The sequence below is a fragment of the Nocardioides sp. Arc9.136 genome (genome assembly GCF_030506255.1).
Classification (GTDB): domain Bacteria; phylum Actinomycetota; class Actinomycetes; order Propionibacteriales; family Nocardioidaceae; genus Nocardioides.
Genome location: NZ_CP113431.1, coordinates 109,224 through 127,852 on the forward strand (window position 1 = coordinate 109,224; position 18,629 = coordinate 127,852).

Consider the following 18,629-nt stretch of genomic DNA (forward strand, 5'->3'; position numbering starts at 1 on the left):
TGTGAAGGAGACGGCTGCCACACCGGCGCGTCGGCGGGGTCGGGTGCGGCCGGACGGAGGGTCAGACCGGCAGCGGGTCGCGCGTCACGGGGCAGCTCATGCAGCGAGGGCCGCCGCGCCCGGACCCGAGCTCGGATCCCGCGATGCGGACGACCTCGATGCCGGCCGCCTCGAGCCGGTCGTTGGTCTCGACGTTGCGCTCGTAGGCGACGGCCACCCGCGGCGAGAGCGCCAGGGTGTTGTTGCCGTCGTCCCACTGCTCGCGCTCGGCGGTGACCGGGTCCAGGCCGGTGTCGATCTGGTGCAGGGTGTCGATCCCCATCGCCTTGGCGGCCGCGACGAGGAACGGCTCGGCGTCGGCCACCCGCAGGGTCAGCGCGCCGGCGTCCCCGCGCTCGCCGGGAGGAGCGTCGCCGGCGGCGGCGTCCAGCGTGACGGCGTACGCCTGCAGGGAGTCGGCGACGTTCGGGTACATCACGATCTTGTCGACGTCGACCATGGTGCAGACCGTGTCGAGGTGCATGGTGGCCCGCTCCTGGGCGATCGGCACGGCCAGCACGGTGTGGGCGAGGTCGGCGTGGAAGACCTGCCGCGCGAACCGCTCGACCCCCGCGGGGGTGGTGCGCTCGCCGACGCCGACGGCGATGACACCGGGGGCGAGCAGCAGCACGTCGCCGCCCTCGACGTGCTCGCTGTGCCAGCCGTGGATGCGGCGGGTGCCCCGGAACCGCGGGTGCTCGGTGTAGATCAGCTCGGTCAGCTGGGTCTCGCGCTTGCGCGCGGGCATCGACAGCGAGGTGACGGCCACCCGGTCGCGGACCCACACGCTGGAGTCGCGGGTGAACAGCAGGTTCGGCAGCGGGTCGACCAGGAAGTCGTCGCTGGCCAGCAGCGAGGTGACCAGGCCGAAGCCGCCGCGGACCTCGTCGTTGCGGATCCCCGCGGTGAGGTACTCGGTCAGCTCCGCCGGGGACGCCTCGCGCAGGAACCCGGCCAGGTAGCCGCGCATCGTGTCGCCCAGGTGCAGGCCGGTGAGCGCGGAGTTGATCGCGTGGTTGCGGGCCGACTCCTGCTCGAGGGTCTCGGTCAGCAGCTCGGTCAGGTAGAGCACCTCGACGTCGCGGGTGCGCAGCGCCTCGGCGAACGCGTCGTGCTCCTCCTGCGCGCGGGCGACCCACGGGATGCCGTCGAAGAGCAGCTTGTCGTTGTTGCGGGGGGTCAGCCGCTTCAGCTCCGGCCCGGGCCGGTGGAGCACCACCGTCCGCAGCCGTCCGACCTCGCTGTCGGCCCCGTACCGGGCCTGCTGCTCGCTCATGGCCGGAACTGTAGGCGCGTCAGCGGACCAGCTCCCAGATCAGGAACGCCTCGAGCACGAGGCACACGCCCGCGCCCGCGTAGAACAGCACGTGCATCGGCACCCAGCGCATGAGCGTCCGGCCGACGAGCACCGCGAGCCCGCTGACCGCGAGCAGGGCGCCCAGGGCGCCGACGAAGACCTCGAACGGCGCTTCGTACCGCGCCACGAGCGAGATCGTGAGCAGCTGGCTGAGGTCGCCCCACTCGGCGGCCAGCAGGACCAGGAACGACGCGAGCACCGCGCGCCAGCCGGTCGCCGGCTTGGCCCGCTCGGCGAACTCCGCCCCCTCGTCGGCGTCGCGGTCGCGCTGGTGCGCCCGCGCCTCGCGGAGCAGGAGGACCGCTCCGATGAGGAACATGACCGCGGCCGCGACCTGGACGACCTCCTCGGGCAGGAACGACGCCGCGTGGCCGAGCAGCACGGCGATGGTCGTCTGGACGGCGAAGGCCAGGCCCACGCCGATCCACACCAGCAGCGGCCGGTAGCGGGTGGAGAGGACGAGCGTGGCCAGGAACGTCTTGTCCGGCAGCTCGACGAGGAAGATCGTGCCGAAGGCGATCGCCGCGACGGCGAGGTCCATGAGGTGCTGCTTTCCGGTGCGGGGAGGGTGGTCGGGAGGGTGCGGCGGCAGCCCTCAGGCGCGGAACGGGTCGGCGGGGTAGACCCCGAGCACCTTGATGTCGGTGGTGAAGAACGCCAGCTCCTCCAGCGCGCGGGCCAGGCCCGGGTCGTCGGGGTGGCCGTCGACCTCGGCGAGGAACTGGGTGGCGGTGAACTGCCCGCCGACCATGTAGCTCTCCAGCTTGGTCATGTTGACGCCGTTCGTGGCGAAGCCGCCCAGCGCCTTGTAGAGCGCTGCGGGCAGGTTGCGCACGTTGAAGATGAAGCTGGTGACGACCGGTCCGCTGCCGCGCTCGGCCTCCTGCAGGTCGCGGGAGAGCACGACGAAGCGGGTGGTGTTGTGCTCCTCGTCCTCGACGTCCTCGGCGAGGACCTGCAGCCCGTAGATGTCGGCCGCCAGCGGCGGGGAGATCGCGGCCTGGGTGGGGTCGGCCGCCTCGGCGACCTCGCGGGCGGCGCCGGCGGTGTCGCCGGAGATGACCGGCTGCAGGCCGTGCTCGCGGATGACCTTGCGGCACTGGCCCAGCGCGTGCACGTGGCTGTGCACCGTCCTGATCGACTCCAGCGACGAGCCGGGGACACCCATGAGGTGGAAGCGGATGCGCAGGAAGTGCTCGCCGATGATGTGCAGGCCCGAGCCGGGCAGGAAGTGGTGGATGTCGGCGACGCGGCCGGCGATCGAGTTGTCGATCGGGATCATCGCCAGGTCCGCGTCACCGCCCTCGACGGCGGCGAAGACGTCCTCGAACGACGCGCAGGCGAGCGCCTCCCAGTCGGGGTAGTGCTGGGCGCACACGATGTGGGAGTTGGCTCCGGGTTCGCCCTGGTAGGCGATGCGGCGGGCGTCGGGCACGGCCGCAGTCTAGGGTCGGCGCCGTGGCCGTCCTCGCAGTGCTCTCCTTGGTGGTCGCCCTCGTGGCCGTCGTCTTCGCCGTGCTCGCGCTGAGGCGCACCGCGTCCGCGCCCCGCACCGCTCCGGTCGACGCCCTCCCCGAGGACGTGCACGGCCTGCGCCAGGAGGTCGCCGCCCTGCGGGCCGAGACGCGCGACGCGCTGCGCCACCTCGCCGTCGTGCGGTACGACGCCTTCGGCGATATGGGCGGGCACCTGTCCTGGTCGCTGGCCCTGGTCGACGACGGCGGGAACGGCGTCGTGCTGACCTCGATCCACGGCCGCAGCGACTCGCGCACCTACGCCAAGAACGTCGCCGGCTGGACCTGCGAGCAGCAGCTCTCCCCCGAGGAGGAGGAGGCGGTCTCCGCCGCCCGCCCCTGAGCCGCCGGCCGGCGCCGGGTCAGGCGGACCGGCGGAGCGGTTCGACGAGGTAGTCGTCGAGGTCGACCTCGCGGGTCAGGGTCCAGTAGTCGATGATCCGCCAGGGCAGCACGGAGACGACGCGGCCCTCGGCGTTGCGGTACCAGTTGTCCATCGCCGGGTGGGTCCAGACCATCCGTGCGTGGGCCTCGTCGACCCGCCGGTTGTAGTCCTCGCAGACCTCGGGCCGGCACTCCAGGGCGCCGGCGCCCTCGCGGACCATCGCAGCGATGGCCGCCATGATGTAGCGGACCTGGCACTCGAGGATGGTGATGAAGCTGCCGCCGTGGCCGAGCGCCGTGTTCGGGCCGGTCATGACGTAGAAGTTGGGGAAGTTGGGCACGGTCACGCCGAGGTACGCGCGGGCGTCGTGGTCGCCCCAGACGTCGCGGGTCGTGCGTCCGGACCGGCCGACGACGTCCATCGGGTAGAGCATCCGGTCGGCGTGGAAGCCGGTGGCCAGGACGACGACGTCGAACTCGCGCTCGACGCCCGCGGAGTCGACCAGGCCGGTCGGCGTGACGGCGGTGACCGACTCGGTGACCAGCTCGACGTGGGGCCGGCGCAGCATGCGGAACCAACCGTTGTCGAGCAGCATCCGCTTCCCGAAGGGCGGGTAGTCCGGGAGTGCCTTCTCGACCAGGTCCTCCCGGTCGCCCAGCTGCCCGCGCAGGTAGCGCTCGTAGAACCCGCGGTGGCCGTGGTTGGCGGCATTGATCGACGCGCGTTCCTCGGACCACTCGGGGTCGACCTGCAGCGTCGGGTGGACCTTGTCGTTGAAGATCCAGGACAGTCGGGCGCGGTACCACCCGCGGTAGTACGGGACGTGCGACATCACCCAGTGCACGTCGTCGCCGACCTGCTCGAAGTACAGGTCGTTCGGCGCCACCCACTGAGGCGAACGCTGGTAGACCGTCAGTGAGCCGACGGTGTCGACGACCGCCGGTCCGATCTGCATCGCGCTCGCGCCGGTCCCGACCACCGCGACGCGCTTGCCGGCGAGGTCCTCGGCCGCGAGTTCCTCGGGCCACTCGGCGGAGTGGAACAGCGGGCCCTCGAACGTGTCGAGGCCGGGCAGCGGTGGCACCTTCGGCCGGTTGAGCAGCCCCACCGCGCTGATCAGCACGGTGGCGTCGAGCTCGCCCTCGGACCCGTCGGCGGTCCGGGTGCTGACGCGCCAGCGCTGGGCATCGGCGTCGTACGCCGCACGCGTGACCTCGGTCCCGAAGCGGACGCGCTCGCGCAACCCGTGGGCGTCGGCGAAGGCGTCGAGGTAGGCCTGGACCTCGTCCCGCTTGCCGAAGTGGGTCGACCAGTCGTGGTCGAAGAAGGAGTAGGAGTACAGGTAGCTGGGCGTGTCCACGCCGGCCCCGGGGTAGCGGTTCTCGTACCACGAGCCTCCCACGCCGTCGTTCTTCTCCAGGACGACGTGCGGCACCCCGGCCTCGGCCAGCCGCACCGAGGCGAGCATGCCGGCGATGCCGGCGCCGATGACGATCGCGCGGACGTCGTGGCCGGCCGGCAGCGGTGCGACCGCAGGAGCGGGGGTGCCGCGGACGATCTCGGCCATCATCGGCGCGAACTCGTGCGGGACCTCCTCGCCGGCGGTGAAGTCGAGGATCCGGACGACGTCGTCCTCCGTGGGCGCGGGCAGCGCCGGAGCACGTCCGCCCCAGTGCTCGCGGACCGCGGCCGCGACGGCGGCGCGCACCTCGGCCTGCACCTCGACGGGCAGGCCGCCGGTGCGGTTGTCGTCCATCCCGCGGGGGCGGGTGGGGCGCCAGCGGTCGGCCATCCACCGCTCGTCGCCGGTGAGCTGCACCAGCACCGCGAGGAGCGTCGGGACGTTCGCCGCCTCGAGCGCGGCCTCGAGGCGGTCCGCATCACCTGGACGGCTGGGGGCAGGCGGTGCTGATGTGGTCACGCGACAAAAACTAACAGTCGATAGTTCAAGACGCCAGCAGCTGGTGGTGGTGGGACCGGTGGGAGTCGTCTGTTCTGTGCCCCTCTCGGCAAAGAACCGATGCTGTGACTTGACGCCGACCTCCGGGCCGTTAGTCTCTGCGACAACGATCACACTAACGGTCGTCAGTCTGCGAGAGGGAGAGTCATGGAGCTCAGCGAGGCGATGCGGTCCACCGGGACCTGCCGGTACTACACCGAGGAGCAGGTGCCGGACGAGGTGCTCCACCGTGCCTTCGACGACGCGCGCTTCGGTCCGCAGGGGGGCAACCGCCAGCCGGTCCGGTGGATCGTCGTCCAGGACGAGGCCAAGAAGAAGGCCCTGGCCGACCTCTACCTCCCCTACTGGGAGGGCTACTACGCCGCGATCGTGGAGGGCACCAAGGCGGTCGGCGCCGTCCCGAAGACCGTGCAGAGCGCCAACCACTTCGCCCACCACCTCGCCGAGGTCCCCACGTTGCTCGTCGTCTGCGCCGAGCTGGACGGACTGCACCCCACCGACCACGAGCTGGGCCGCCTGAGCGTCGTGGGCGGAGCCTCGATCTACCCCACGGTGCAGAACCTCACCCTCGCCCTGCGCCAGGAGGGCGTCGCGTCGGCGATCACGACCCTGCTGTGCGCGGAGGAGCCGAAGGTCAAGGAGCTGCTCGGCATCCCCGAGGGCTTCATCACCGCCGCGCTGGTGGCGGTCGGCTACCCGGCCAAGGGCTTCCCGAAGAAGCTGACGCGCACCCCCGTCGAGGAGATCGCGTTCCGCGACGACTTCTCGACCCCGATGTTCGCCTGACCTCCCGCGACCACCCGGAACGAGGCCCCACCGATGACTGAGCTGACCGACCTCCAGCGCTCCCCCCTCGGACGCGCCACGCTGGGCGACCAGCTGCGCCGGCACGGCCGGACCCTGCGCGACAAGCCGGCGGTCGTGGCGCACGACGCCGACGGCGTCCGCACGGTCACCACGTACGCCGAGCTCGACGCCCTGTCGAACCGCTTCGCGCACGCGTTGCTCGGGCTCGGTGTCGGCCGGGGTGACCGGGTCGCGGTGATGGCGCGCAACCGGGTCGAGACGCTGGTGGCCTACTACGGGACGCTCAAGGTCGGCGCCGCCTACTCCGGCGTCAGCCCGCTCTTCGGGCAGCGCGAGGTCGCCCAGCAGCTCCTCCACCTGGAGCCGGCCGCGGTCGTGGTGGCGGAGGAGTTCGTGCAGGTCGTCGACGCCGCGCTCGAGGACGGTCCGCGGCCCCAGCGGGTCGTTCTCGGCACGGCGGCGGGTTGGCGCTCCTTCGACGCACTGTGCGCGGACGCCTCGGACGCCGAGCCGGACTGCGAGGTCGACGAGCACGACCTGGCCCAGGTCGTCTACACCAGCGGGACGGAGGCCGCGCCGAAGGGCGTGATGATCCCCCACCGCAACTACCTCGTCTCGACCACGCCCGCCTACACCTGGGGCCTGCGCTGCCTGCCCGACGACGTGTGGCTCTACGTGATGCCCTTCCACACCATCGCCGGCATCGGTTCGGCCACCTCCCTGATCACCCTGGGCGCCACGCTGGTCCTGCCCGCCACCGTCGAGGCCGGCACGTCACTGCGGCTGATCCGGGACGAGGGCATCACGGTCATCGCCCAGACGCCGACCTTCTTCATCTCCTTGGCCAACCACGCCGACTTCGCGCCGGCGAGCGTCGGCAGCGTCGAGCGCTGCCTGACCTACGGCGGCCAGGTCTCGCCGCACGCCATCGACGCGTGGGCGGCGGCTGCCCCGGGCGCGATCTGGGGCACCTACTGGGGGCAGTCGGAGCTGACCCAGCTCGGGTCGGTCGGCTGGTTCAAGCGGCTCGAGGACATCCCGGACCAGGACCCGACCTGGATCGGCAAGCCGGTCGGGCACCTCGAGGTGCGCGTGGTCGACCCGCTCGGCAACGACGCCGACAGCGGAGAGATGTGGTGCCGGACGCCCTCGGTCATGGCCGGCTACTTCCGCGACCCCGAGCGCACCGCGCAGGTGCTCGCCGACGGCTGGGTGCACACCGGCGACATCGTGCGGCGCGACGCCGAGGGCAACCTGTTCTTCCTCGACCGCAGCAAGGACATGATCAAGTCGGGCGGGCTCAACGTCTCCTCCCAGGAGGTCGAGCGCGCGCTGCAGGCCCACCCGGAGGTCGAGCGTGCCGCGGTCGTCGGCCTGCCCGACGCCTACTGGTCGGAGGTCGTCACCGCTTTCGTCGTGCTGCGGGCGGGCTCGACGACGACGGGCGAGGACCTCCAGCGGCACTGCCGTGGTGAGATGGCGTCGTACAAGGTGCCGAAGGCCGTGCACGTCATGTCCGAGCTGCCGACCGACCCGCAGGGCAAGCTGCTCAAGCGGGAGCTGCGGCGCACGCACGCGAGAGGGGCGCAGTAGTCCTGGAGCGACCAGCCACCGGCGCCTCGGCGTCGCAGGAGTCCGTGCCGGCCGTCCGACCGTCCACCCTGGACCGCCGGGAGGGGATCGTCGTCGCCGCGGCGGCCTGCTTCGCCGAGCAGGGCTACCACGCCGTGGGGATGCGCGAGATCGCCCAGGCCGTCGGCATCAAGGGCGCGAGCCTCTACAACCACTTCGGCTCGAAGGAGGAGATCCTCCACGCCATCGCGCTGCGGATGACGCGCGACTGGGACGAACGGCACCTGCCGGTCCTGGAGACCGAGGGGACCCCTGACCAGCGGCTGGCCGCGCTGGTCAGGGCCCACGTGCTGAGCCTCGCCGAGCACCGCGTCGAGCACCTGGTGAGCCTGCGTGAGCTCTCCGCCCTGACGCCCGAGCACCGCGCCGAGGTCGCCGACTACCGCCGCTACTACCAGCGACGGGTCCGCGACGTCATCGCCGCCGGGGCCCGCAGCGGCGTCCTGGACGTCGAGGACGCGACCCGGGCCGCGATCGCGGTGCTGGACATGCTCAACGGCATCGTGTGGTGGCTGCGGGACGACCACGACGTCGAGGTGCTCGCCGAGGCGTACGTCGGGTTCGCCGTCGACGGCGTGCTGCGCCGTCGGGCCGGGGCGGCACCTGAGGGCGACAGCGCATGAGCGCTCCCCTCGCCGGGCTCCGTGTCGTCGAGCTGGCCGGGCTCGGCCCCACCCCGCACGCGTGCATGGTGCTCGCCGACCTCGGCGCGGACGTCGTCCAGGTCCGCCGGGCCGCCCAGGCCGGTCCCGACGGCGTCACCGACGCCGACGCCGGGCTCTGGCGCGGCCGCCGCGTCGTGGAGGCCGACCTCAAGGACCCTGCCGACCTCGCGCTCGTCCGCGACCTCGTCGACCGTGCCGACGTGCTGGTCGAGGGCTTCCGCCCGGGCACCACCGAGCGGCTCGGCCTCGGCCCGGAGGAGTGCCGCCGGCGCAACCCGCGGCTGGTCTACGCCCGGATGACCGGGTGGGGGCAGGACGGCCCCCTGGCGCGGGCGGCCGGGCACGACATCAACTACCTGGCGACGACCGGGCTGCTGGGGTTGATGGGGCCTGCCGACGGACCCCCCGCGCCGCCGCTCAGCCTGGTCGCGGACTTCGGCGGCGGGTCGATGCTGCTCGTCGCCGGTGTGCTGGCCGCGCTGCTGGAGCGCGCCACCTCCGGAGATGGCCAGGTGGTCGACGCCGCCATGGTCGACGGGGCCAACCTGCTCGGCCAGCTGCAGTGGTCCTGGCTCGCCGCCGGGCGCAGCACGGGGGACCGCGCGAGCGACCTGCTCAACGGCAGTGCGCCGTGCTACACGACCTACACCTGCGCGGACGGGCGGTACGTCGCCGTCGGTGCGCTCGAGGAGCCGTTCTGGCGCACGTTGCTGGAGTTGCTCGACCTGGACCCGGCCGTGGTCGGCGACCGCTGGGACGCCACGCAGTGGCCGCGGCAGCGCGCCCTGCTCGGCGGTCGGTTCGTGACCCGCACCCGCGACGAGTGGGCCTCGGTCGTCGACGGGACCGACGCCTGCGTCACGGCGGTCCTCGACCTCTCCGAGGCTCCGGCGCATCCGCACGCCCGCGCTCGTGCGGCGTACGTCGAGGTCGACGGGCACCTGCAGGCCGCGCCGGCCCCACGGTTCTCCCGGAGTGCGCCGCGGACCCCCGTACCGCCGTCGGTCGTCGGTGGCGAGCAGGTCCTCGCCTCCTGGTCCTGAGCCCCGGCGCTCCGCTAGCGGGGGACGCGCACCAGCAGCCGCCCGTGGACGCACTGCATCCGCAGCTCGCGGCCCGGGCCGATCGAGTCGCCGTCGAGCTGTCGGGGGGTCTCCCGCTCCGCGCGGACGACGACCGAGGCGCCGGTCTTGCGGTCGACGAGCTCGTCGGTGTGCGGCCGCTTGAGCATGACCCGCCACGCCAGCGGCACCCAGGCCAGGAAGTTGCGCGGGTGCAGGATGACGACGTCCAGGGTGCCGTCGTCGATCGCCGCGTCCGGCAGCAGCGGCATGCCGGCCTGGAGGAAGCCGACGTTCCCGACGACGACGGTGCGCGCGCGGTGCTTGGTGAACTCCCCGCCGTCGACGGAGACCTCCACCTTCACCGCGGGGAACATCAGCGACTTCATGCCGGAGACGACGTAGGCGACCCAGCCGACCCGCTTCTTGAGGTCCTCGTTGACGCCCTCCATGATCGCGGCGTCGAAGCCCATGCCCGCCATCACCATGAAGTGGGCCGGCTCGATGCCGTCGCCCTCGACCTCGACGAGGTCGATGGCGCGGTCCTGGCCGTTGAGCCCGATGTCGATCGCCGAGCGCAGGTAGAGCGGGATGCCGAGGTTGCGGGCCAGCAGGTTGCCGGTGCCGGCCGGGATGATCCCGACCGGGATCCCGGTGCCGGCCAGCTCGGCGCAGACCTCTCGGACGGTGCCGTCGCCGCCGCAGACGAGGATCAGGTCGGTGCCGTCGACCGACGCCTGCTCGGCCATGCCGCCGCCCGGGTCCTCGACGGTCGTGTAGTGCCAGCGCGGCTCGGACCAGCCGGCCTCCACCGCCATCGAGGTCACGGTCGCCCGGAACGCGTCGAGGTCCTCGACCTTGATCGGGTTCACGATCACCGCGAGCCGGTGCGCCGAGCTGAACACCTCCGGCAGCGGCTCCGCCTTGTCCGCGATGCTGCGCGGCAGCGGGCTGAGCACCGCCAGCCCGAGCAGGACCATGCCCGAGCCGAGCAGCACGCCGCCGACCGCGTCGGAGGGGAAGTGCCGCCCCAGGAGCACCCGGTCGAGGCACACGAGCAGCACGACGAGCCCGACGGCGACGTACGCCGCCCGCCGCACGCTCGAGCGCCGCACCAGCATCGCCACGAGGACCACGAGCACGCCGCCGAACGCCGCGATCGAGGAGGCGTGCCCGGAGGGGAAGGACTTGGTGCTCAGCAGCGCCTCGCTCAGCTGCCACTCCGGTCGCTCGCGGCCGATCCACAGCTTCAGTCCGGTGGTCGCGAGCGAGGTCGCCACCATCACGGCCAGCACGTACGCCGCGGCGCGGGCGTGCTTCTTGAGGAACATCGCCGCCGCCAGCACGAGCGTCAGCACGGTCATGCCGGTCGTCGCGAACGCCACCTCGATCCAGCGCAGCGGGCCGGAGAGCCAGCCGGCGTCGACCGCCCACTGCTGGGCCGGGTCGCCTCGGTCGTCGAAGGTGGCGAGCGGGCCCCAGCCCTGCGCCACACCCAGGCCGAGCAGCCCGAGGAGGACGAAGCAGAGGACGGCCCAGCTCAGCGGGGCGACGCGGGGACGGTCCAGCACCTCGACAGTATGACCGGCCGGTAGCACGTGCCCGGAACTCGCGTGAGCGGCCCGGAACCGCCCGGATAGCCTTGCCGACATGATCGACCCCCGCATCCTGCGAGACGACCCCGACCGCGTGCGCGCCGCCCAGGCCAAGCGCGGTCTGTCCGACGAGGTGGTCGACCGCGCGCTGTCCGCCGACGGCGCCCGCCGGACGGCGATCAGCGCCTTCGAGTCGCTGCGCGCGGAGCAGAAGCAGCTCGGCAAGCAGATCCCGAAGGCCTCGCCCGAGGAGCGGGCCGAGCTGCTGGCCCGCACCAAGGCGCTGGCCGCCGAGGTGAAGGAGGCCGAGACGGCGCAGGCGGCGGCCGAGGAGGAGTGGCAGGCGGCGCTGATGTCGATGCCGAACCTCGCGTCCCCCGAGGCCCCCGAGGGCGGCGAGGACGACTTCGTCGTGCTCGAGGAGGTCGGCACCCCGCGCGACTTCGCCGCGGAGGGCTTCGAGCCCCGCGACCACATCGAGCTCGGCCGGATGCTCGGCGCCATCGACCTCGAGCGGGGGGCCAAGGTCTCCGGCTCGCGCTTCTACTTCCTCACCGGCGTCGGCGCGCAGCTGGAGCTCGCGCTCGTCAACCTGGCGATGGAGCAGGCCCGCGAGGCCGGCTTCACCCAGGTCATCGCGCCCTCCCTGGTGCGTCCGCGGGCCATGGACGGCACCGGCTTCCTCGGCCAGGCGGCCGACGACGTCTACCGGATCGAGGGGGAGGACCTCTACCTCGTCGGGACCTCGGAGGTCCCGATGGCGGCGTACCACTCCGACGAGATCCTCGACGGCGGCTCGCTGCCGCTGCGGTACGCCGCGTTCAGCCCCTGCTTCCGCAAGGAGGCCGGGTCGCACGGCAAGGACACCAAGGGGATCATCCGGGTCCACTGGTTCGACAAGGTGGAGATGTTCGTCTACACCACCCTCGAGGAGGCCCCGGTCGAGCACGAGCGGCTGCTGGCCTGGGAGCGGGAGTTCCTCGACAAGCTCGAGCTGGCCTACCGCGTGATCGACGTCGCGACCGGCGACCTGGGCCTGTCGGCCACCCGCAAGTTCGACTGCGAGGCGTGGATCCCGACCCAGGGCAAGTACCGCGAGCTCACCTCGACCTCCAACTGCACCGAGTTCCAGTCCCGCCGCCTCGACATCCGCGTGCGCGACGACGCGGGGGTGCGCCCGGCCGCGACGCTCAACGGCACCCTCACCGCGGTGACCCGCGCGATCGTCGCGATCCTCGAGACCCACCAGCAGGCCGACGGCTCGGTCCGCGTACCGAAGGCGCTGCAGCCGTTCATGGGCGGCCTCGAGGTCCTCCGGCCGGTGGCCCCGTGAGCGCGCCCTCCCCGGCGCCGGGCACCGAGGGGTGGCAGCCGAAGGTCGTCGCGCTCGACATCGACGGCACGCTGCTCAAGTGGGTCGAGGGCGGCGGGACCACCCACGAGGAGATCGCGCCGGCGGTGTACGACGCCGTGCGGCGCGTCCGCGAGGCCGGTGGCCACGTGGTGCTCGCCTCGGGGCGCTCGCCCCACGGCATGACCACGATCGCCGACCTGCTGGACCTGCACCCCGGCGAGCACACCGACGACGACGCCCTGTGGGTCGTCGCGTCCAACGGCGCGGTGGTCTTCCGCTACCCGCCGCTCGAGGTGGTCCACGAGGAGACTTTCGACGCCGGCCCGGCGGTCAAGGCGGTGCTCGAGCGGCACCCGAAGGCCCTGGTGGCGGTCGAGGAGCGCGGCGTCGGCTACCGGGTGACCTCCCACTTCCCCGAGGGGGAGCTCTCCGGCGACATGATCGTCACCGAGCTCGAGGAGCTCGTGGCCGGACCGGTCAGCCGCGTCATCATCCGCGACCCCGAGGCGACCGCCGACGAGTTCGTCGCGCTCGCCGAGGAGCTCGGCCTGCACGGCACCAACTACATCGTCGGCTGGACCGCCTGGCTCGACATCGCCCCGATCGGGGTGTCCAAGGCCTCCGGCCTGGCGCACGTGTGCGCCGAGCTCGGCTGCACCGCCGCGGACGTCCTGGCGATCGGCGACGGCCGCAACGACATCGAGATGCTGCAGTGGGCCGGCCGCGGGGTCGCGATGGGCCAGGCCATCGAGGTCGTCCGGGAGGCGGCGGACGCCGTCACCGGCGAGGTCTACGAGGACGGCGCGGCGAAGGAGATCTCCCGCTGGTTCCCGGAGCGCTGAGCGTGACCGCGCCGGTGCCGCCCCAGCTGCCGGAGCTGCTCGTCTCCGAGCGCCTCCGCCTGCCGCTGTGGACCGCGGCCGAGGTGGCCGACATCCGCGCGGGGCGGCGGCGAGCGGAGTGGCACCCGGACTTCCCGCGGCGCGACGACGCCGACGCCGCGACCATCTGGGCCGAGGGCGACACCTGGGGCCCGCGCTCGGTGGTCCGCGGGCGCACCGTCCTGGGCTCGATCGGCTTCTACGGGCCGCCGGGCGGCGAGCCGCCCGAGGCCGAGGTCGGCTACGGCCTGGTCGAGGAGGCGCACGGCTACGGCTTCGCCACCGAGGCGCTGCGGACCGTCCTGGCCGCCACGGACGCCGTCGGCGTGCTCGTCCGCGCCGCCGTCGCGCCGGGCAACCGGTCCGGCATCCGGGTGCTGGCCAAGGCCGGCTTCACCGGGCTCCGCGGCTCCGACGAGGACGGCAACCTCGTGATGGCGAGGCCGCTGCCGTGAGCGCCGACGGCTCCTCCCGCCCGGACCGCACGCCCCGGCTGGTCGCCACCGACCTCGACGGCACCCTCGTGCGCTCCGACGGCACCGTGTCGGACTACACCGCCGACGTCCTGGTCCGGGTCGAGGCGCTCGGGGTGCCGGTGGTCTTCGTGACCGGGCGGCCGCTGCGCTGGGCCGAGGAGGTCTTCGAGCACGTGGGCGAGCACGGCCTGGCGATCATCTCCAACGGGGCGCTCGTGTGGGACGTCGCCCGCAGCCGCATCCACCTGGAGCGCCCGATCCCGCCGGCGCTGGCGCTCGAGGTGTGCCGCGACCTGCGCGCCGCGGTGCCGGGCACGGCGTACGCCGTGGAGGACCTGGACGGCATCGGCCTGGAGCCGGACTTCATGGAGCGCTACGAGATGCCGGCCGGCTCCCGGCGCGCCCCGGTCGAGGACCTCCTGGCCCGGCCGCCGCTGAAGCTGCTGGTCCGTCACGAGGAGCTCGCCCCGCAGGAGTTCTGGGACCGCGCCGAGGAGGTGAACGACGGCCGGCTCACCTTCACCTGGTCCTCGGCGACCACGCTGCTCGAGGTCAGCGGACCGGGCGTCACCAAGGCCTCCACGCTCGAGCTGCTCTGCCGCGACCTCGGCATCGACGCCGCGGACGTCATCGCCTTCGGGGACATGCCCAACGACCTCCCGATGCTCGGCTGGGCCGGTACGGCGTACGCCATGGCCGACGCGCACCCGACGGTCACCGCCGCGGCGGCCCACGTCGCGCCCGGCCACGACGAGGACGGCGTCGCACGGGTCCTGGCTGGTGTCTTCGGGCTCTGATCTGTTGTGATGCTCCTCGTGCCAGCCGCCCGCCGACTCCTCGCGAGCGCCGCCGTGGCGGCTGCGTGCCTCGTCGGTCCTGGCGTCGCGGTGCCGGCTGCGGTGCCGGCTGCGGTCGCCGCGCAGGCGCCGCCCCGCTGCCCGACGCCCACGGTCCAGGACGCGACGCGCCAGGCCGACGCGGTCTTCTCGGGCACGGTCGAGGACGTCACGACCGAGCGCTCCGGGGGGCGAGCGGTCCACGACCACGAGGTCGCCGTCTCGCGGGTGTGGAAGGGCGGGCTGGCCGCCGAGCAGGTCGACGTCCGCACGGTCGGGGGGCGCGAGGCCTGCGGCTCCGGGCTCGGTCGCCTCGAGGTCGGCTCGGACTACCTGTTCTTCGTCGACCGGCGCGCCGGGACCATGATCGCCTCGGCCGGGAGCCGAACCGCTCCCGCCGACCCACGCCTGGTCGCCCAGGTGACCCGCCTGCTCGGCGCCGGCACGACGCCGGTCGAGCCCCCGCCGGAGTCGGCGGAGTTCACCCGCGTCGCCAACGGCAGCCCTGCACCGCTCTCGCGCACCGCCGCACCGGGCCTCGCGATGGTCCTCGTGGGTCTGCTCGGCCTCGCCGTCGTGCGCCGGCTGGGCCGCCGCTGACCGCGAGGGTCAGAGGTACATGCCCCCGGACTCACCGGGGGTCGGACCGGGGTCCTGCCGCGGCTGCTGACCCATGGTCGGCATCCCGCCCTGGGCGCCGGGGACGGCGCCGGGGGGCAGGGCCCGCCGGATCTGCTCGAGCTGGGTGCGGGCGGCGATCTGCTGGGCGTAGATCGCGGTCTGGATGCCGTGGAAGAGCCCCTCGAGCCAGCCGACCAGCTGGGCCTGGGCGATGCGGAGCTCGCCCTCGGAGGGCGTGACGTCCTCGGTGAAGGGCAGCGCCAGCCGGCTGAGCTCCTCGACGAGCTCGGGCGCGAGGCCGGCCTCGAGCTCCTTGATCGAGGCGGCGTGGATCTCCTTGAGCCGGTTGCGGCTCGCCTCGTCCAGCGGGGCGGCCTTCACCTCCTCGAGCAGCTGGCGGATCATGCCGCCGATCCGCATCACCTTCGCGGGCTGCTCGACCAGGTCGGTCACCGAGCGCTGCTGCTCGCCCTCGCCGCCGTCCTCACCGGCGGCGCCGTCCTGCTGCTGCTGCAGCGCCGAGACGGGGACCGACCCCATCGGCTGCCCGTCCGGGCCGATGACGACGACGTGCTGCTCCTGCTCCTCCGCGGGACCGCTCATGCATCGACCCTATCGACCGGCCCCCAAGCCTCAGAGGGTGAGCACGATCTTGCCGGTGTGCTCGCCGGACTCCATCAGCTCGTGGGCACGGACGACGTCCTCCAGCGGCATCGACCCGTGCACGACGGGGGTGACCGAGCCGTCGGCGAGCAGCGGCCACACGTGCTCGACCACGGACGCGCAGATCGCGGACTTGCCCGCCACCGGCCGCCCGCGCAGGGAGGTGGCGATGACCGCGCCGCGCTTGCCCAGCAGCTTCGCGATGTCCAGCTCGCCCTTGGTGCCGCCCTGCATGCCGATGATGACGAGCCGGCCCTCGGGGGCGAGCACGTCGACGTTGCGGCCGAGGTACTTCGCGCCCATGTTGTCCAGCACGACGTCCGCGCCCACGCCGTCGGTCGCCTCGCGCACGGCCGCCACGAAGTCCTCGTCGCGGTAGTTGATCGCCACGTCGGCGCCCAGCTCGCGGCAGTACGCCAGCTTCTCCGGCGTCCCGCTCGTCGTCAGCACGCGGGCGCCGGTCGCCGCGGCGAGCTGGATCGCGAAGGTGCCGATGCCCCCGGCGCCGCCGTGCACGAGCAGGTTCTCGTCGGGACGCAGGCCGGCCACCATGAACAGGTTCGACCACACGGTGCAGGCCACTTCGGGCACCGCGGCGGCGGTCACCAGGTCGAGCCCGTCGGGGACCGGCATCAGCTGCCCGGCCGGCACGACGACCCGGGAGGCGTAGCCGCCGCCGGCCAGCAGCGCGCACACCTCGTCCCCGACCGACCAGCCCTCCACGCCCTCGCCGACGGCGGCGACCGTGCCGCTGCACTCCAGGCCGATCACGTCCGAGGCGCCCTTCGGCGGCGGGTAGAACCCCTGCCGCTGGAGCAGGTCGGCGCGGTTGACCGCCGTCGCGGCGACGGTGACGGCCACCTCGCCGGGCCCCGGCTCGACGTCCGGCACCTCCTGCACGCTGAGGACCTCCGGCCCACCGGCCCCGTCGGCGATCACGGCTCGCATGTGCCCACCCTAGGAGGGACCCGCTCGCCGGCCGGCGGACGCTCGGGCGGGTCTCAGTCGAGGGTGTCGCCGCTGTGGTCGACGGCGCGGTCGTCGGGCACCTCGTCGGCCACGTCGTCGGGGTCCGCGGCACCGGCCGGCCGGTCCCACGACTCGGCGAGCCGCTGGGCCTTCGCGGCCAGCCGCTCGACCTCCTCGGGGCTCGCACCGGCCGCCCCGGCGGCGTACCCGAGGAGGTAGGAGGTCACCGGCGCCGCCGGCCTCTCGACCGCGTGGGCGACGACGCGGGCGAGGTCGAGGACGAGCCCCTCGTCCATCTCCTCCTCGACGTCGAGGACGTCGCTGAGCTCGTCGATCCAGTCGTGGAGGTTCACGGTCCCCAATCTGCCCAGCGGAGGGCTCCGGCCGCAACCGTCCCGGGCCGGTCAGGGCGCGTCGTCGTCCCCCTGCTCGCGCAGCTCGCGCAGGTCGGCCCAGGTGTCGAGGTCACGGTGCTCGCGGCCCTCGGTCGGGACGGCGGCGAGGTCCAGCGGCTCGAGCAGCCGGTGCAGGGCGGCGCCGTGCTGCTCCTCACGGCCGGGTCGTACCGCGTCGAGCCGGGCCACGTCGAGGACCAGCGCGAGCTGCCGGCGGCCGTCGGGGTCCACGAGCGCCGCGCCGTCACGGCCCTGCGCCGCCTCGTGCAGCCGGCGGATCGTCCGGGGGGTCACGTGCGGCATGTCCACCGCCAGCACCGCCAGCGTGGGCGTGCGCCGCAGCAGCGCGTCGCGGCCGGTGAGCAGGGCGGCCACCGGCCCGCCGTACCGCGGGTCCTCCCGGGTGAACGTCACCGGCCGCTCGGTCGGCACCGGGTCGCCCACCACGACGACCTCCGCGGCGTCGACGACCGCGTCGAGGGCGTGCGCGAGGAGGGTGCGGCCGGCGAGCTCGACCGACGCCTTGTCGGCCCCGCCGAGGCGGGCGGCGCGGCCCCCGGCCAGCACGACCGCGCAGAAGCTCTCCAGCACGCCTCGATCCTGCCGCACCGCTCCGAGCGGACGGCTCCGGAGGTGGCACGCTGGGGTCGTGCGATCCCCGATGCGTGTGGCCCTCGTCCAGGAGGCGGCCGGCCTGGACCCCGACGCCAACCGTGCGCGGCTGGCCGACCTCGTGCCGGCCGGCGCGGACCTCGTCGTGCTCCCGGAGGCCTTCGCCCGCGACTTCGGCGAGGCCGGCTCGGACGTGGGTGCGTACGCCGAGCCGGTCGACGGACGCTTCGCCGACGAGGTCGACCGGGTCGCCGCGGTGCGCCGGACCACCGTCGTGGCCGGCATGTTCGAGACCGGCCCGGACGCGGCCCGGCCCTACAACACCCTCGTCGTCCGCGGGGCGGCCGAGGCGGCGTACCGCAAGGTCCACCTCTACGACTCCTTCGGCCATCGCGAGTCCGACCGGCTGACCGCCGGCCCGCCGGCACCGGTGGTCGTCGACGTCGCGGGCGCCCGCGTCGGCCTGATGACCTGCTACGACCTGCGCTTCCCCGAGCTCGCGCGCCTGCTCGTCGACGAGGGTGCCGAGGTGCTGGTGGTACCGGCGGCGTGGGTGGCGGGGGAGCGGAAGGTCGACCACTGGCGCACGCTGGTCCGTGCCCGGGCGATCGAGAACACCGTGTACGTCGTGGCCTGCGGCCAGCCCGGTCCGCGCTACAGCGGCCACTCCATGGTGGTCGACCCGCTCGGCGACGTGCTGGCCGAGGCGGGCGAGGGGCCCGAGCTGCTGACCGCGGAGCTGCGTCCCGACGTGCTCGAGCAGGCCCGGCGCACCAACCCCTCGTTGGCCAACCGCCGTCTGTAACG

At 73.5% G+C, this 18,629-nt stretch carries 20 protein-coding genes; 11 read left to right on the top strand and 9 right to left on the bottom strand.

What is annotated here, in order from left to right:
* Positions 1-61: 61 nt before the first annotated feature.
* The 3 genes from OSR43_RS00520 to OSR43_RS00530 are packed head-to-tail and all read right to left on the bottom strand — an operon-like array spanning position 62 to position 2,831.
* A complete protein-coding gene (locus OSR43_RS00520) occupies positions 62-1,315 on the bottom strand; it encodes an arginine deiminase (protein WP_302268962.1) in 1,254 nt (417 codons plus the stop codon).
* 19 nt (positions 1,316-1,334) lie between these two features.
* Positions 1,335-1,937: a TMEM165/GDT1 family protein gene (locus OSR43_RS00525; RefSeq protein ID WP_302268963.1), complete on the bottom strand. Its 603-nt coding sequence runs from the start codon at positions 1,935-1,937 to the stop codon at positions 1,335-1,337.
* Between the two features lie 54 nt (positions 1,938-1,991).
* Positions 1,992-2,831 carry a prephenate dehydratase gene (locus tag OSR43_RS00530; protein ID WP_302268964.1) on the bottom strand — a complete coding sequence of 280 codons (840 nt, stop codon included), beginning with the start codon at positions 2,829-2,831 and terminating at the stop codon, positions 1,992-1,994.
* Between the two features lie 23 nt (positions 2,832-2,854).
* On the opposite strand from OSR43_RS00530, the gene OSR43_RS00535 reads away from it, so the two are divergent.
* On the top strand, positions 2,855-3,253 hold the full coding sequence (locus OSR43_RS00535; RefSeq protein ID WP_302268965.1) for a DUF4446 family protein: 399 nt from the start codon (positions 2,855-2,857) through the stop codon (positions 3,251-3,253).
* Positions 3,254-3,272: 19 nt separating this feature from the next.
* On the opposite strand, the gene OSR43_RS00540 is transcribed toward OSR43_RS00535, so the two are convergent.
* Positions 3,273-5,216 carry an NAD(P)/FAD-dependent oxidoreductase gene (locus OSR43_RS00540; protein ID WP_302268966.1) on the bottom strand — a complete coding sequence of 648 codons (1,944 nt, stop codon included), beginning with the start codon at positions 5,214-5,216 and terminating at the stop codon, positions 3,273-3,275.
* Positions 5,217-5,402: 186 nt separating this feature from the next.
* On the opposite strand from OSR43_RS00540, the gene OSR43_RS00545 reads away from it, so the two are divergent.
* From OSR43_RS00545 to OSR43_RS00560, 4 genes are read left to right on the top strand one after another with little or no spacing between them, the layout of a single operon-like run.
* A complete protein-coding gene (locus tag OSR43_RS00545; protein ID WP_302268967.1) occupies positions 5,403-6,041 on the top strand; it encodes a nitroreductase family protein in 639 nt (212 codons plus the stop codon).
* A gap of 33 nt (positions 6,042-6,074) precedes the next feature.
* Complete coding sequence (locus tag OSR43_RS00550) at positions 6,075-7,655, top strand: class I adenylate-forming enzyme family protein (protein WP_302268968.1); 1,581 nt, start codon at positions 6,075-6,077, stop codon at positions 7,653-7,655.
* Between the two features lie 44 nt (positions 7,656-7,699).
* Positions 7,700-8,317 (top strand): TetR/AcrR family transcriptional regulator, encoded by a 618-nt coding sequence (locus OSR43_RS00555; protein ID WP_302268969.1) that lies wholly within the window; start codon positions 7,700-7,702, stop codon positions 8,315-8,317.
* On the top strand, positions 8,314-9,402 hold the full coding sequence (locus OSR43_RS00560; RefSeq protein ID WP_302268971.1) for a CaiB/BaiF CoA-transferase family protein: 1,089 nt from the start codon (positions 8,314-8,316) through the stop codon (positions 9,400-9,402). The genes OSR43_RS00555 and OSR43_RS00560 overlap by 4 nt, the downstream gene beginning before the upstream one ends.
* Positions 9,403-9,416: 14 nt before the next feature.
* Here the strand turns inward: OSR43_RS00560 and OSR43_RS00565 are convergent, their stop codons facing one another.
* Entirely contained in the window at positions 9,417-10,991 is a 1,575-nt protein-coding gene (locus OSR43_RS00565) for a YegS/Rv2252/BmrU family lipid kinase (RefSeq protein ID WP_302268973.1), read from the bottom strand.
* A 79-nt stretch (positions 10,992-11,070) separates the two neighbouring features.
* On the opposite strand from OSR43_RS00565, the gene serS reads away from it, so the two are divergent.
* Genes serS through OSR43_RS00590 form a run of 5 tightly spaced genes read left to right on the top strand, consistent with a single transcriptional unit; the run spans position 11,071 to position 15,162 of the window.
* The gene (gene serS / locus OSR43_RS00570; RefSeq protein ID WP_302268974.1) at positions 11,071-12,348 is read left to right on the top strand and encodes a serine--tRNA ligase; all 1,278 of its coding nucleotides are present in this window, start codon (positions 11,071-11,073) and stop codon (positions 12,346-12,348) included.
* Complete coding sequence (locus tag OSR43_RS00575) at positions 12,345-13,211, top strand: HAD family hydrolase (protein ID WP_302268976.1); 867 nt, start codon at positions 12,345-12,347, stop codon at positions 13,209-13,211. Before serS ends, OSR43_RS00575 begins: the two co-directional genes overlap by 4 nt.
* Positions 13,212-13,213: 2 nt before the next feature.
* A complete protein-coding gene (locus OSR43_RS00580) occupies positions 13,214-13,705 on the top strand; it encodes a GNAT family N-acetyltransferase (protein ID WP_302268977.1) in 492 nt (163 codons plus the stop codon).
* Positions 13,702-14,523, top strand: a complete 822-nt coding sequence (locus OSR43_RS00585) for an HAD hydrolase family protein (protein WP_302268978.1) — start codon at positions 13,702-13,704, stop codon at positions 14,521-14,523. Before OSR43_RS00580 ends, OSR43_RS00585 begins: the two co-directional genes overlap by 4 nt.
* A gap of 9 nt (positions 14,524-14,532) precedes the next feature.
* Positions 14,533-15,162, top strand: a complete 630-nt coding sequence (locus OSR43_RS00590) for a hypothetical protein (protein WP_302268980.1) — start codon at positions 14,533-14,535, stop codon at positions 15,160-15,162.
* Positions 15,163-15,171: 9 nt separating this feature from the next.
* On the opposite strand, the gene OSR43_RS00595 is transcribed toward OSR43_RS00590, so the two are convergent.
* The 4 genes from OSR43_RS00595 to OSR43_RS00610 are packed head-to-tail and all read right to left on the bottom strand — an operon-like array spanning position 15,172 to position 17,801.
* The gene (locus OSR43_RS00595) at positions 15,172-15,786 is read right to left on the bottom strand and encodes a bacterial proteasome activator family protein (RefSeq protein ID WP_302268981.1); all 615 of its coding nucleotides are present in this window, start codon (positions 15,784-15,786) and stop codon (positions 15,172-15,174) included.
* 30 nt (positions 15,787-15,816) lie between these two features.
* Positions 15,817-16,794, bottom strand: a complete 978-nt coding sequence (locus OSR43_RS00600) for an NAD(P)H-quinone oxidoreductase (protein ID WP_302268982.1) — start codon at positions 16,792-16,794, stop codon at positions 15,817-15,819.
* Between the two features lie 53 nt (positions 16,795-16,847).
* Positions 16,848-17,168 (bottom strand): DUF6457 domain-containing protein, encoded by a 321-nt coding sequence (locus tag OSR43_RS00605; RefSeq protein WP_302268984.1) that lies wholly within the window; start codon positions 17,166-17,168, stop codon positions 16,848-16,850.
* A gap of 51 nt (positions 17,169-17,219) precedes the next feature.
* On the bottom strand, positions 17,220-17,801 hold the full coding sequence (locus OSR43_RS00610) for a molybdenum cofactor guanylyltransferase (RefSeq protein ID WP_302268985.1): 582 nt from the start codon (positions 17,799-17,801) through the stop codon (positions 17,220-17,222).
* Between the two features lie 58 nt (positions 17,802-17,859).
* Between OSR43_RS00610 and OSR43_RS00615 the strand changes: the two genes are divergently transcribed.
* Positions 17,860-18,627, top strand: coding sequence for a carbon-nitrogen hydrolase family protein (locus tag OSR43_RS00615; RefSeq protein WP_367891507.1), 768 nt, complete (start codon positions 17,860-17,862; stop codon positions 18,625-18,627).
* The last annotated feature ends 2 nt before the right edge of the window (positions 18,628-18,629 follow it).